This is a genomic window from Cryptosporangium arvum DSM 44712, assembly GCF_000585375.1.
GTDB lineage: Bacteria > Actinomycetota > Actinomycetes > Mycobacteriales > Cryptosporangiaceae > Cryptosporangium > Cryptosporangium arvum.
In genome coordinates this window covers 3,334,854-3,349,733 of sequence record NZ_KK073874.1, presented here as the reverse complement: position 1 = coordinate 3,349,733, position 14,880 = coordinate 3,334,854, and the positions used below count along the sequence as shown (strand labels likewise).

Genomic DNA, 14,880 nt, shown 5'->3' with positions numbered 1-14,880 from the left:
GCCGCTTGAACGAAGGTTCAAATATGACCGACGGCCGCAATCGCGTCCCTCCTCGTCCGAGGGCACCTCGGCCCGGCCACAGCATCACCGACACGCATCCGGCGATGGCCGCCGAATGGCATCCCACGCGCAACGGCACCGTGGGCCCGACCGATGTGTCCTTCGGATCGACTTACGAGTGCTGGTGGCAGTGCCAAGCAGACCCAACGCACGAATGGCGCGCGCAACCCAACGCTCGCTGGCAAGGCAACCGTTTACTCGGATGCCCGTGGTGTTCTCGTCGACGGGCAACGCCCGAGCGGTCGCTCGCCGTCCACCATCCTGATCTCGCGGCGGAGTGGCACCCCGACTTCAACGGAAACCTCACCCCGTTCGACCGGGCGCCAACGTCAGAGTTCCTGGCCTGGTGGACTTGCCCGGAGGGGCACACCTACTCCGCGACGATCGGCGCCCGCGTCCGACGACACACACGCCCCGACCGGATGACTCCCGCGCGGCGGCTCGGCTGCCCGACCTGCCGCTCTCTCGCCGGCCAGCGACCCGACATCGCCGTCGAATGGCACCCCGAGAAAAACTTCGACCACCCCACTGAGGTGGCTCCTCGATCCGGCCAGGAGCGCTGGTGGCTGTGCCCGATCGGGCACTCCTATGCGGCGACGGTGGCGAACCGCACCCGCGTCAATCCGCCCGGATCAGGCTGTCCCTATTGCTCCGGTCGACGACCTACCCCGACCGACACCGTGATCGTGACCCACCCCCATCTCGTCACGGAATTCGACAACGACATCAACGAAGAGTTCTTCCTCGACAAGGTCAGCGCCGGCTCAGGCCGCCGAGCCGCCTGGCGCTGCCGCCGGGGCCACCGATGGTCCGCGACAGTCCGAGACCGCGCAAACGACGGCACCGGGTGTCCCGAGTGCGCCGGAAAACGCGCAGGCGCCGACAACTGCCTCGCCACCCTGATGCCCGCACTCACCGCCGAATGGCACCCCGAACTCAACGGTGACCGCACCCCACACACCGTCACGGCCTTCTCCGACATTCACGCTGTCTGGCGCTGCACTGCCGGCCACGTCTGGTCAGCGCGCATAGCGCACCGATCCCGCGGCGCCGGATGCCCAACCTGCTCAATCGGCAACATCTCACGCATCGAACAGGCACTCGCAGCCTCACTCGCGGAAACACTGACTGTGCAAACGCAGGTAGCGATACCGATCGAGGGCACCGCCCGACCAGTTCGGGCCGACATAGTCCTTCCCGACCTCAACATCGTCATCGAGTACGACGGCTGGTACTGGCATCAAGACACGGTCGCCCGAGATCGGGCACGGTACGAACAGCTAGCAACGCGCGGCTACAGGCTGATCCGACTCCGGGAAGAACCACTCGGTCTCCTACACCGCGACGACATGGTCGTACCCGACCGAATCACCAACACCTCCGACCGAGAAACCGCAGGACGACGCGTCGCAACACTCCTGCTCGATCATCTCGCTCGGCTCGAGCTCAGCCACACGCCAGTGCAGATGCCGAGAGCCGTCAGCGAAGCGCCCGGGGAGTCCGCCACTGTCAGTCTCGTCCAGACCGCCGGCCACTGCCGCGTGACTCGGGCGTAAACCCAACCAGCAGACTCGCCCGACGACGGAGACGGTGCGGCAGCGCCGGGTACAACTCGATCAGCTCGCCGCACGTTCCCATCGCCCGGCGAACCCGCGGCTCCGTACCCTTGACATCGGCTCCGGAGCAGGCGGGCAGGACGCCCCACCCGTCAACGCTTTCTATCGGTGCGGGGACGGCTGCTCCGGAGCCGCGCCGCAGCACCAACACTCGGCCACGGTCGCGGGCCGCAGTCCGTCCCGAGAGTTCACCCGCGAACTCTCACGAGAACTTGTGGGGCTCCAACTCAGAGGGGGGAGTTGAACCCCCACGCACGGCATACACACCAAATGTGTGTATGCATGCGCTCGATCCTACGAGCGATGGCCATTCCGTCAAGGCCGACGCATCCAGCCAACGGATTCCGCCCGACAAGTCGATAGCCGCCGCTCCCCTGCTGCCGCTCGGCCTCGTGGTGCCGTTGGCGTGCAACATCGAACTCTCTGCGGCCCGCGACCGGTATCGACGCGGGTAGCCGCGCCGTCGGCAGCGCCACGGGAATGACTCAACGGTGACGACCCGACGATCGCACCTCGCCGCCGCGAACCTCGCTACCCCGACTGCGAGGGAATCATCCCCGGACGCTTCACCTGTTTCGGAGACCACGGGTCGCCCACCCCAGAGTCCGTAAGTACCCTCGCGGCGCTGACAAAGAAGGGCCGGGCTGACGGGCACGTGGTTCAGGTCAACTGCCAGGCCTTCTCGTCGTCCCCGGCGAGCAATGTCACGTCGACGCTGGCGCAGATGTCGAACCACATCGGGTCCTGGATCCGCGACACCAGCAGCACCGCTTTCGCCGTCACCTCCCGTGTGGCGAGGCGCTGCCGGTAGTCGAGGACTTACCCCAGGCCCAGCAGTAGCCGATCGGCGTTCATCCCGGCCAGGCAACTCTTGATCTCGGCGATCACCTTGCCACCCGCCCGATCGCACCAGGTGAGATCCACCGCCACGTCGAACAACTCGCCGGACGCGATGCCGCCAGCAGCGAGATGATCACGGAGCTGGCGACATAGTGCGTCGTGCTCGGCGACCGCCGCGGCGCGGGCTGCCCCGCCTGCCGGGATGAGTTCCGGGTACACCGCGTCGGCCGGCTTGCCCCGGTACGGACGGTCGAACCCACGGCCCGCTGCTGCGCGTGCTCCGCGACTGCTGAGCTCGGAGACCGCCCACGCCGCGGCGACCTCTTCCGGCTCATAACTCTCCCGGTGGGGAAAGGTGCCGCTCGCTACCAACTGCGTCAACAGGAGCCGGGCAGCGACGAGACCCGCCGGCTGCTCGTACAACCGCCGCACCGCCTCCAGCGTTCCCCGTATAGGTGACAGCCTGACGCTTGACCAGCGTCGGATACGTGTGGTCGGACTCAGCCAATCCTCGCCGCCGCACCTCGCCCGCGCTGAATAAGCCAGCAGCCAACGCCCCCAGATTCATTCAGACCTGGATTTTTCATCGTCCCCAGCAGGCAGCGAACTTGACCACGAGCCGTCAGCGACCGTGCTCTGGGGTCGGCATCAGGGCGCGCCATCCACGTCGTACAGCAGCGGGTGGTCGCGTCAGTCGGTCTCGTCGATCAGTTCACTGCGCAGCTCCTCAGGCTCGAAGTGGGCGGAGTCCTCCCCCGCCTCACCTTCCCCGACATCCCGTTGGACCGTCTTGCCGATCGCAGCCTCCACCAGTCGGCACAGCGACTCTCGTCGCGCCGCGAAGTAGCCGTCGAAATCGTCGGCTCCGAGCAGATCCGCCGGGACGAGATGCGTCCGCAGCAACTCGTCGAGCTTCGCGCGATCGATCTGGGCGCGAGTCTGGATGGTTTGCAGGTAGATCGAGGGGGCGGTGCCACCGATGGCCCGGTTGGTCCGCGCGCTGATCGTCGTCTTGTTGACGATGCTCTCGCGGTGCTCATCGTCGACTCCGTGGTCGTAGCACCACTTCTGCGGGAAGACGTGATGGATATCGACCGCCAGGTCGACGTATTGCATTTTGTCGAGAGCCTTGTCTTCCATCCAGTCCCGCGCCCCAACGGCCAGGATCATTGCGGCGATTCCCTTGTAGGCAGCCGCGTTGCGGGTCCGCAGAGAATGCAGCCGAGACTCGGTGAAACTGGCATCCGCAACCGTCCGCGGCAGCACGGCCGACCCGTCCAGCGCCCAGGCCGGCACCATCTCGATGTCCCGGGCGAAGCGCGTCTCGATCGCCGATCCGTAGAGCTCACCCATCACGCCGCACCAGTACCAGCGGGTCAAGCGCTCGCTGACGCCGATCAGGTCTGCGTCCTTGCCCAGCACCACCTTGATCGCGGCGAGCGGTACCAGCTGCTTGGCGTAGGGGACGTCCCGAGGCACGAAGATGTGCCGGTCGGCGAGAAACGTCGCGGCCCAGACGAACGCCTCGCGCAGCGGGTCCCGCCACTCGAGATAGTCCGCCAGCGTGAGCTTCAGAACGTCCTCACGCTTCGCCGAGATCGCCGGCGGACGATCCGAGGCGTCCGCGAGGTTGCGTTTGCGGGTGGTCAACATCGTGACAGCCTGCAGAAAGTCGGTGTTCTCCACGACGCCGAGCACTGGCGAGGACGACCACTTCAGCTGGGTGTCGCGCCAGTCGTCGTTGAGCCGAAAGTCCTCCTTCGTCCGCGCGTAGTGGTCGGCGTCGCCGGCGAAGACCGCCGTGAGTAGTTCGAACACGTTGAGTGGGAGTCCGCCGATGTTGACCTTCTCGAACACAGTCGCGACGGCAGCCTTGTCGGTCTTCTCGTCGAGCACGATGGCCGGAATGTCATACGTCGCGGCCGGTTTGATGAACTGCTCGTGGAAGGTTTTCCCCAGCGCTCGATCGTCCAGCTCAAGAATCCAGCTCATGTAGTCGCCGTACAGCAGGTGCAGCGGGAAGTATCCCTGCGCGCGCTGCTTGTCGTGATCGCCGAGGTCTAGAACGACGTCCTTGCCGAAATTCGTGCGAACAACGCCATCCGCCGGGACCGAGATGACGGCCTCATCGACCCGGTTGGGATCGGCCAGCGCCGTTGGCATGTGCACGAGATAGCGGCGGTTGAACAACTTGCCCCGGCTGTCCTTCGTCGCGACGAGCCCGTCACCGCTCAACGCCTGCGTCAGCGACGTCAGACGCTGCTGGCCGTCCAGGAGAAGGAACTTCGCCTCGGTTCCGGCCGGAAGCTCGACACCTTCCAACCGCCGAGGTTTGAAACGCACCTGCGAGTTACCGGTCTTCAGGAGCATCACCGCGCCCAGCGGGTGTCCGCGCAGCACCGTGATCAGGAGCTGACGAATGCGCTCGTCTTCCCACTTGTAGCCGCGCTGGAAGTCCGGCAACTGAATCTCGCCCGACCGTGTCCAGGCGAGGTACTCGCCCAGCTCGTACATCGGCGTCAAGAATCCCACCAGGCTTCCCCCTCGAGCGATCTTCCAAGCAGTCGGACGATCACCGAAGGTTACGCGAGTCGACGCTTAAGCGTGATGCCGATCGACGCTCGATGCGGCTCCCCGGTGCTTGTGGGTCGCGGAGATCGCGCCACCCAATTTGAGTCCACCGCGAGAAATCAGCGGCAGCTCCCGAACCGCGCTCTTGGTATCAATTGCGGAGCAAGAGGCAGGACAGGCATCCACATCCGACACTCTTGACGTGAGCTGGGTCAACACCGCCATCCAGTACACGACCGAGCAGCCGCGCCCACCCAGGGCACCACCGGTCTCGGCCAGGCTCTCTTCACCCACGTAGGTCAGCCAGCACCATCGCCGACGCGTCTTCACCAACTGGTTAGCTGACGGCCTCCGCACATGACGACCTGGGCGAAAGATGCAACTCAGCGGCTTGAGCCCGGCAACCGTGCACAGGCAAACTTGAGCAGGCCGGGCCTGGTTCAGGCAGAAGCCCGTGGTACCGCTGCCAGCAGCGCGTCAATCTGCTCGCACCACTCACTGGCGGTCTGCGCCCGCCAGCCAGCGGCGACATACGCCTCGCCGCCCCGACGGGTCTCCTCGTCATCGTCTCCGTCCGGCTCCGGAAGGACGGCGATGCGGATGTCTTCCGCCGGCCAGGCGAAGTCCGCTGGCCAACCGCTCTCCCCCAGCTCGTAGCCAAAGACCGGAGTCTGCGCACCGTGGCGTGCGAGAAACCCGGCCAGCCGCACCAAGGCTGTGTCGCTTTCGTCTAGATACGGCGTTATCTCGCGATCCCAGGCCGACGTCCGCTTCTGGCCGCCTCCGAGAACAGCGAGCCGCTCGACCTCGAATGGGTCGAGGTCCTCGGCGTTCAGCGAGACGCCCTCCGCGCGACCCGGCGTGGTGAGGAACTGAAGCAGGTCCGACCAGTGGAGCCAGGCGTTTCGGGCAGCACGACCGGCTTCCCTGCCGAGAACAGCGATCGCGGTCCACTCCTCTGGCTCCGCGTCGTCAACGATCAGCACGAGTGCAACGCCGGACGCATCGACTGTTCGGAACACGTGGACGACCCCGCGCAGTGGCCGCCGATCGCCTCCGGGTCCGTGCGGGTACGACTCGGCAGACCATCGATCGGCCAAAGCGCCCCGCACGGAGTCGGCCGCGGTACCTCGTGTGCCAGCAGTGGCGAGCGGAACGGTAGCTGCCCCTGCGACCAGCGCCCGGGCTCTCCGTCTCCAGCGGGTCAGATCCGGGTCGCGCAAGAACTCCGACACCAACGTGAGCGGATCGGCGAAGACGGTGGTCACGAGCTCAGCAGGATCACCGCCGTATGCCGCATAGGCCTCCGCCGCCTGCTGCTGTGCACGCTTGGAGTACGGCGGCCACACCGAGTCGGAGTCCTCGCTACCCACGTGGAAGGTCACGACTCCCGGCGGGCACGGTCCGTATTCGGGGTGCTGCAGGATGACCACCTTGATCGGCGGACCGTCAAGACGGGAGAGGGTGAGTTCCGGCGACGTGGTGACCTGCCACTGGACGGAGTCCGGACCTCGCGAACACACGAGCCGCTCCGCGCGAAGCAGGATCCCGGGCCTCCGCGCGAGCCGTGCCAGAAAGCTGCTCGAGATCATCACACCTGCGCCCCCGACCCGCAAGAACAACTCTTGACGCTGGCACCAGTTCACTCCATTCTAGAGCGTTCTGCTGAGCGCACCTTCGTGACGTGCGCCTTCGGAGGGGAAGTTCGATGGATGGTGGGGGCACCAGTTCGATCGGCGCGACGCCGCGACGAGTCGGCGCGCAGGAGCTGTTGGAGATCCGGGACGCGCAGTGGTCCCCGCGGTTGAGCGCGGTCTCCCTGGTCTGTGAGGCCGAACCGGATCCCGCTCAGTGCACCGAGATCCTTCGTGCCCTGGGCAAGCTCTACCGCAATCGGCGGGTCAAGGGCATCGACCCGACCGAGTACCTGCTGCGGTATCGACACGCGCTCGTCGTCGGCACGGCCGGCTTCGCGATCACCGGATACCGCCGGGGGACGTTCTGGCCGGCGTTTTGGGAGGCTGTTGGCTATCGCGGTGACACCGAGGACCGGGCCTGCTGGAGCCTGGCGTTCATCGAGGCGCTTCGCCGTCTCGGGCTGCCGACCTTCGACGAGTTGGTCGAGCAGGGCGCATTCCCCTATTTGACGCGGATCTTGATGCATACCGGGATCCCCGACTACTGCCTTCCCGACTTCTTCGGTCTCGTGGCCGAACGCCGCCGGATCGCGCACGTGTCCCCGGAGGAGTTCGTCGACTGGGCTGCCCAACGCGCTGCCATCGATCGACTCGCCGACGTGGACGTTCCTGTCGGACGCTTCCTTCGTTTCGGCGGGAGCTACGCGGTTGACCTCGTCGACCGCGTGTACGACCTGCTCGACCGGCTAGTGGACGGACTGGACGATTCGACCACGCTGTTGCCTGCCCGGTTCGGCGTCCAGGCCCGGCAGTGGTGGGAGACGGCGGACCGCCCAGAATCCGGCGACCGGCGCCCCTCTCGCTCGGATGCCGGACGGCGCCCGCGCGTCATTCTCGATCCGTATGGCGAAGGGGTGGTTCTGCGCCTGCCTCCGCTGAACGACCTGGGCCGTGCGGCGCTGTGGCATCTGACCACCGAGGACACGAACGAGACCGTTCGGTCAACAGAAGGTGGAGCGGTCGCGGCACCCACGGACTATTCGCTGTCCAGGCCGGTGAGCGACTTGATGATCACGCTCGGCGACTCGTCGCTCAGTTACCAGTTGCCGATAGTTGATCGGTCGTGGCCGATGCTGGCGTTCGACTCGGACGGCCGACGGCTCTCCGCGACGGTTCCGCTACCCCGCTCAGACGTGTGGATCCTCCACCCGGAGGAGGGCCAGACGGACGTTCTGCTCGTCGAGGGCGACGCTCGTTCGATCGCCGAAGCGCCGCTGCCGTACGGCTGGTTCGGCTGGCGGTTGCGGTACCTCGACCTGACCGACGTCCAGGCGCTCGGGCTGCGTGATCGTGCTCGTCGCTGGTCGGTAGCGACGACCGCGGCAGCCCAGATCCAGGTGGGACCTTCTGTCCGAGGGGTTCGGTCGGCTTCCGGGGGGCCGGTCCACCGTTCCCTTCCCACGATCGTGCTACCGCCCGGCGCCGAGTCGCTGATCTGGGAGATCGAGGTCAGGAGCGACGACGGGGACGTGCCCCTCGCTCATGTGACGACATCGGGTGGCGACGATCCCAACGTGATCTGGCATCGGCTGCCTCGCCCGGTGCTCGGCACGTTCGTCATCCACGTCCGGGGACCGCTCGGACGGAGCGCACGCCGGGTCGTCACCATCGCCGAGGACCTCTCGATGACGGCATCGCCGTCGCGGCGACTGATGACCAGGAGCGGCCTGGTTCCTGTCGACGTCCGCGTCGAGGGTGCTCGGGGCCTGACGGTCAGCCCGGCCAGACTCAGGCTGCCCGCCGACGAGACCAGCGCCCAGGTCTCCGCGCACGCGCCCGGAGCCTCGGCGACTCTGTCGATCACTCCGGCACACATGGCCGTCGCACACGATCACGGTCGGCTGACGGTTCGCTGGCGCACGAGCCCACTCGACCTGGTCGCCGAGGACATGACCGGACAGCCGGGAAGCCTGCTGGTCACGGTCGGCCCCGACGCCACCGGTCCCGTGCTGCTCGCCCGGGCCGTGAGCGGCGAGATCCTCCAGACGCTCGCGCCGAAAGGCCCGCTACGCGGAGGCACCGCCCGGTTCGCGCTCGCCGAGCTCGGCGACACGGTGGGACGCCACGGGCATCTGCGACTCGAGTTCAGTCCCGACGGGCTCACGGAGCCCACCACCGTCAGCCTCTGCGCACTCGTTCGGCCCCGCCGACTGGCTGACGACCTCACCCGCGAGGGAGGGGTCTTGCGTTTCGGACGGTTCGCTGCGGGCGTCGGGCTGACAGCCGGTGTCTATGCCCCACTCGCTCCCTGGTGGGGTGTGACGCCGCTACCTGTCCGCGACGGGCAAGTCGATTTGCCGCCGCGGCTGGCGACCTGCGGGCCGCTCCGGGTCGTGGTCCGGATCGACGATCCTTGGGCACCAGACGGATGGCCGTCCTGGCCGCGCCCGGGCGACGACACCTTCACGCTCGCCGGTGTTGGGCACCCCGAGGGTGACGACGACGAGCGGACCCTGGCGGCCTTCCTGGGCGGAGCGTCCGAGTTGCCCTCGGCCACCACGCGCCCGGAATTGTTCTGGACGGCTCTCGTGTTACTGCCCGATCTCGTTCCGCGGCACCGGCTGGCCGCCGCGGCCGAGCAGATCGGCGTCGTGCTCTCCGCGCGCCCCGGCTCGAGTCTCCTTGCGCTGGTGAGCGCCGAGTTCGAGCGGGAAGCGAAGATCGTCGCGTTGATCCGCTCTGGTCTGCCGTCGGCGGCCGTGGAGACCGACGACCTTCTCGCAGTCGCCGCCGCGTGGACGTCACTGCCGCCGGCTGCGGCTCTGCTGTCCGGCCGCCGGCTGGTGGGATCGGCCGGCGTGGAGGGCGGCGAAGTGCTCGAGTTGCGGCATGCCGCTCGGGAACGGTGCGGCGCAGGGCTCGAATCGGTCCTGAGTGGCGCGGGAGATCCTTCCGCCGCGACCGGCAGGCCCGGTGCGTCCGAGGAACAGATGGCCCATTTCAGCCCCGAGCAGCTCCGACAGCTGCGTCGCGCGGTCGCACTGGTCCCCCGTGGTCTACTCGATACCGACACCCGGGCCGAAGCGGCTCTGGCCCTGTTCGACGCGCGGGGCGCCGCGCCACTGGCCTCCCACCTGCATGGCGTGACGCGGCTCGTCCGCGAGATCAAGGCTTTCTTCTCGACCCGCACCGGCGACCCGGCTCCGCTCGAGGCGCTCCGTGCGCGGCTCCCGGCCGAGCGGATGGACGGATGGCGGGGGCTGCCCGCCTTCTCACTGGGAGCGGCGCTGACCGCACGAGCGGCCGGGAGTGGCGACCGAGACGCCGGTCGCCTCGCCGAGCGGCATCGGCCGCTGTGGGTAGCGCTCGCGCAAGTAGCGCCTGACCTGGTCGCCCTCGATCTCGTTCTGGCCGAGGCCCTCCGCGTCCGGAAGAGGTCCGAACTCTCCGCTCGACCCGTGCCCCGCCCTCCCGGTAGCTGGCGCGCTCCTCGCGCCGTTCCCTCCCCACGGTCTGGAGACCCGCAGTGACCGCCACGATCGACCCGCTGGAGACCGCCCACCACGTGGGCGCCGCCTACCGGCGCTATCTGTCCTCCATGCAGCCGGTACGGGATCCCGCGATCCGGTCGGCACTCGCTCAGCAGATCGCCGGCGGGCATCTCCTCAAGGGCCCGTTCCTGGAGGCCACTCCGCCCTACGTGCAGGCCGCATCGATAGACGAGCTGGTCGCGTCTGGCGTGCTGGCGCCCGGAATTCGTGCCTTCACCGGCCCCCATCTGCCTCCGGACAGGCCGCTCTACGCCCACCAGGAGCAGGCCGTCCGCAAAGCGGCCTGGGGCCGCAACCTCGTGGTCGCGACCGGAACCGGTTCCGGAAAGACCGAGTCGTTCCTCCTGCCGATCCTGAACGCCCTCGCCTCCGAGGCAGCCAGGGGCCCACTGACGCCCGGAGTACGGGCAATCCTTCTGTACCCGATGAACGCGCTCGCCAACGACCAGATGAAACGCCTGCGCGCTCTGCTGTCCGGCGCGCCGGAGGTGACTTTCGGCCGGTACATCGGCGAGACGCGGCAGCGCCGGGCCGACGCGCAGGAAGAGTTCCTTGCCCGCTTCCCGGGTGCGGAGCCGCTCCCCAACGAACTCCTGAGCCGGGAGGAGATGCGGGCGAGTCCGCCGCACCTCCTCCTCACGAACTACGCGATGCTGGAGTACCTGTTGCTCCGGCCGGCCGACGTCGAGCTGTTCGCCGGCCCCTTCGCTGATACGTGGCGATTCGTCGTGGTCGACGAGGCTCACGTCTACGACGGTGCCCGTGGCGCGGAGCTGGCGATGTTGCTACGGCGGCTGCGCGACCGGGTCGCTCCGGAGCGAGAACTGCAGTACATCGCCACGTCCGCCACGGTCGGCGACGACGCAGCAGCCGCCGTCCGGTTCGCTACGGATCTGTTCGGTACGCCGTTTCATTGGGTGCCCGGTGTCGAGTCGGCGCAGGACCTGATCCGGCCGTCCCGTCTGCCTGCGCCGGCGGGCTCGTTCTGGGGTCCGCTTCCGACAGCCGCCTATGCGGAGCTGCTCGACGCGTCGGACGCCGACGCACGGCTGGTGGCGTACGCGGCGTCGGCCGGCTTCGCCGCCCCGGATGCCGCGACGGCGCTCGCGCACGAGAAACGCTTCGCGTCGCTCCAGCAGCTCCTGGCCCGTGGGCCACAGGACGTCGGAAGCGTCCTCGCGGAGCTCCTCGCTGACGTCGCCGATGCCTCACACGTTTTGGACGCCATGGTGCGGCTCGCCGCGGCGATGCGTCATCCGGACGGATCGGCTGTGCTCTCCGCCCGTTACCACCTTTTTGCCCGTGCCACCGAGGGAGCGTTCCTGTGTCTCGGCACCGAGGCACCCCACGTCTCGCTGGCCCGCCACACGGTGTGCGACCAGTGCGAGAACGCGATGTTCGAGTTCGGTTCGTGCCGGCGCTGCGGGGAGGTGTATCTCGCCGGAACGGAGGACGACGGGCGGCTCAGGCCTCGACGGGCGACCGATCCGAACACGGTCTGGCTCGCCCTCGCCGCCGGGCGATCCGGAGAGGACGAGGACGACGCGACGCTCGACGACGGCTCAGGTACCGCACTGTCCGACGAGGAGTCCGGACTGTGCCTGCGCTGCGGCGCCCTGCACTCCGCTCCTCGAACCCGCTGCGGTCGGAGCGGGTGTTCCGGCGTCGTCACCGCGACACGTCGGCTCGCCACCAGGAGGTCAGGCACTCTTGGTGGGTGCGTCACGTGCGGTGCGCGCGGGGAGCACAGCATCCGTCTGTTCGAGACCGGCTCCGACGCCGCCACCGCCGTCCTGACGACGGCGGTCTACCAGAGCCTTCCGCCCGCCGAGGGAGACGACGCCGACTACCCGGGGGAGGGCCGCAAGCTGCTGTTGTTCAACGACAGCAGGCAAGCGGCGGCATTCTTCGCCCCGTACCTCGACCGCACCTACCAGCGGCTGCAGTGGAGGCGCCTGATCGTTCTCGGCCTCCGGCGCGCCCGGTCGTTCGACGACGAACCGGTCAGCGTGGACGACCTGGCATTTCACCTCGCCAAGGAAGCCGACCGCTTCGGGTTCTTCTCCCGGAGGATGACTGGCCAGGGCAAGGCGCGGGAGGCGCTGCGATGGTTGATGGCCGAGCTCGTGTCGACCGACGACCGGCAGTCGCTGGAAGGCACCGGGATGATGCGGCTCGCCCTGGATCTGGGTCGCGGCGCGCTGCCGGCGCCGCTCATGACCGGATTGGGGCTGACCGACTCCGAAGCCCGGGACGTCGTGGCGGAGCTGCTGCGCGGGCTGGTACGCCAGGGTGTGCTGACGATGCCGGAGAACGTCGATCCGCGAGACGAGATCTTCGCTCCGAGGCTTGGCCCGATCTACGTCCGCAGCAAGGGACCAGACGCGAAGCGCAAGGTGCTGGCCTGGTCACCGGCTAGCAGTACCAACCGCCGTATCGACTACCTCACCAAGATCGCGGCCGCCACCGGCGCCGACTCCGACCCCGCCGAATTGCTCGCAGGGATCTTCCGGTGGCTCGCGGCGCAGCGCGACGGTGCCCTGAGTTCCATGTCCGATCGCTCTCTCGGAGTCGTCCACCAAGTCGATCACTCGGCGCTGCGTATCTCGGCGGCGGCCGAGTTGTTCCGCTGTGACCGTTGCGCCCGCCTTGCCCCAACGTCTGTTCGGCAAGTGTGTCCCGCGCTCGGGTGCAGCGGCGCGCTCCAGGCGTGGTCACCCGACGATGAGGACGATGACCACTATCGGACTCTCTACCGCTCGATGGACCCCGTACCACTCCACGCGATGGAGCACACCGCGCAGTGGCGTTCCACGGTCGCCGCCGAGATCCAGCACAAATTCATCCAGGGCGAGGTGAACGTCCTGTCATGCTCGACGACCTTCGAACTCGGCGTCGACGTCGGTGATCTCCAAGCGGTCATGCTTCGAAACATGCCCCCGACCACGGCCAACTACGTTCAGCGGGCCGGGCGTGCCGGTCGGCGGACCAGCTCGGCCGCGTTGGTAGTCACCTACGCGCAGCGCCAGTCGCACGATCTTTCACAGTTCGCCCGGCCGGAGCAGATGATCGCCGGCCAGGTGCGCGCCCCGTACATCCCGCTGGCCAACGAACGGATCGATCGTCGCCACGCTCATTCGGTGGTCCTCGCGGCGTTCTTCCGCTGGGCGAAGGAGCAGCACGGGCTGGAGTGGTCGACTATCGGTGACTTCGTGCTCGCCGGACCGGACGGGAAACGCGCTATCGATCTGGTGGCCCGGTACCTCGCCCCCCCGCCCCAGCCGGTCGTGGACGCCCTGGGCCGGATTCTGCCGGCCGACGTCGCACGAGAAATCGGCGTCGGCACCGGCGAATGGATCGAACGGCTCCTCGACCTGCTGGACGCCGTGCGAGTCGAGGTGGCCACCGACGTCGAATTCTTCACCGATCTCGAGCGTGTGGCCGGCGCCGAGCGGAACTACACCCTGGCCAGGCGCTGCCAGGAGGTGGTGAAGACACTGGCCGGCCGGAACCTGCTCGGCATGCTCGCCACCCGCAACGTTCTGCCGAAGTACGGTTTCCCGGTCGACAGCGTCGAGCTACGGACGCAGTACTTACAAGACCAGAAGCTGCGCAGCCAGTTGGAGCTCAGCCGCGACCTGAGCAGCGCGATCTACGAATACGCGCCCGGCGCGGAGATCGTCGCCGGCGGCAAACTGCTGCGGTCGGCCGGAATCTACCGTCTTCCCGGCAGGGAACTTCCGTCCAAGTACTACGACGAGTGCACCGTGTGCGGGGCGTACCGCGAGTCGCTGGCCCCGCTGGACCCGGTCTGCGATCTGTGCGGTACGCATCGACGGGGCAAGCCCCGCCAGTACCTGGTGCCCGAGTTCGGGTTCATCGCGGACCGAGCGACCACCTCGACGTCCGACAGCCCACCACGGCGGAGCTGGCACGGCGCCACGTACATCGTCGATCAATCGCCTGAGAGCACGGAACGTATCGTCGACCTCCCGTCGGGAGACAAGGCCACAGTGTTCTCCGGCCCGCGAGGGACGCTGGTCGTGGTGGCCGACGGCGTCCGGGGCGCCGGCTGGCTACTCTGTCGTCGATGCGGCTGGGGCACCCCGCAGGGCATCGGCAAACTGCCGCGTTCCCATCCCGACCTCCGTCGATCCGACCAGTGCGACGGGACGCTGGAGCTCCGCTCCCTCGCGCACCGGTTCCAGACAGACCTGCTCACCCTCGACCTGCCGGGCTCCGGTCAGCTTCCGGTCTCCGCATGGAGGTCTGCGCTGTACGCGATCCTGGAGGGCGCCTCCGAGCTACTGCGGATCGCACGAGACGACGTCGACGGCTCTCTCGATCCGCGCAGTGACGGGCGTCCCGACATCGGGCTGTTCGACACCGTGCCCGGAGGCGCCGGCAACGTCCTGCGCATCGGCGAGCACATCGGCCAGGTCCTTCGCATCGCGCGCAACCGGGTCGCCGAGTGCGAGTGCGGCGCGGAGACCTCGTGCTACGCCTGCCTCCGGTCATACCGCAACCGGCGCTACCACGACGAACTCTCCCGTCGGGGCGCGCTATCCGTGCTCGAACCGCTGGTCACGGTCGGCTGAGAGAGGC

General features: G+C 67.9%; 7 protein-coding genes. 3 read left to right on the top strand and 4 right to left on the bottom strand.

Annotated elements, in window-relative coordinates; translation table 11 throughout:
* Positions 1–23: 23 nt before the first annotated feature.
* The gene (locus CRYAR_RS45300; protein WP_084700527.1) at positions 24–1,616 is read left to right on the top strand and encodes a zinc-ribbon domain-containing protein; all 1,593 of its coding nucleotides are present in this window, start codon (positions 24–26) and stop codon (positions 1,614–1,616) included.
* A 720-nt stretch (positions 1,617–2,336) separates the two neighbouring features.
* Here the strand turns inward: CRYAR_RS45300 and CRYAR_RS50165 are convergent.
* From CRYAR_RS50165 to CRYAR_RS15520, 4 genes are all read right to left on the bottom strand, one after another.
* Positions 2,337–2,459, bottom strand: a complete 123-nt coding sequence (locus tag CRYAR_RS50165; protein ID WP_281174583.1) for a hypothetical protein — start codon at positions 2,457–2,459, stop codon at positions 2,337–2,339.
* Positions 2,460–2,495: 36 nt separating this feature from the next.
* Positions 2,496–2,948 carry a hypothetical protein gene (locus tag CRYAR_RS15530; RefSeq protein WP_035851551.1) on the bottom strand — a complete coding sequence of 151 codons (453 nt, stop codon included), beginning with the start codon at positions 2,946–2,948 and terminating at the stop codon, positions 2,496–2,498.
* Between the two features lie 258 nt (positions 2,949–3,206).
* The gene (locus tag CRYAR_RS15525) at positions 3,207–5,048 is read right to left on the bottom strand and encodes a GmrSD restriction endonuclease domain-containing protein (protein ID WP_035851548.1); all 1,842 of its coding nucleotides are present in this window, start codon (positions 5,046–5,048) and stop codon (positions 3,207–3,209) included.
* Positions 5,049–5,527: 479 nt separating this feature from the next.
* Positions 5,528–6,679 carry a hypothetical protein gene (locus tag CRYAR_RS15520; RefSeq protein WP_157017719.1) on the bottom strand — a complete coding sequence of 384 codons (1,152 nt, stop codon included), beginning with the start codon at positions 6,677–6,679 and terminating at the stop codon, positions 5,528–5,530.
* A 116-nt stretch (positions 6,680–6,795) separates the two neighbouring features.
* Between CRYAR_RS15520 and CRYAR_RS15515 the strand changes: the two genes are divergently transcribed.
* The gene (locus CRYAR_RS15515; RefSeq protein ID WP_035851543.1) at positions 6,796–10,254 is read left to right on the top strand and encodes a hypothetical protein; all 3,459 of its coding nucleotides are present in this window, start codon (positions 6,796–6,798) and stop codon (positions 10,252–10,254) included.
* The gene (locus tag CRYAR_RS15510; RefSeq protein WP_035851539.1) at positions 10,251–14,873 is read left to right on the top strand and encodes a DEAD/DEAH box helicase; all 4,623 of its coding nucleotides are present in this window, start codon (positions 10,251–10,253) and stop codon (positions 14,871–14,873) included. Before CRYAR_RS15515 ends, CRYAR_RS15510 begins: the two co-directional genes overlap by 4 nt.
* Positions 14,874–14,880 lie beyond the last annotated feature (7 nt).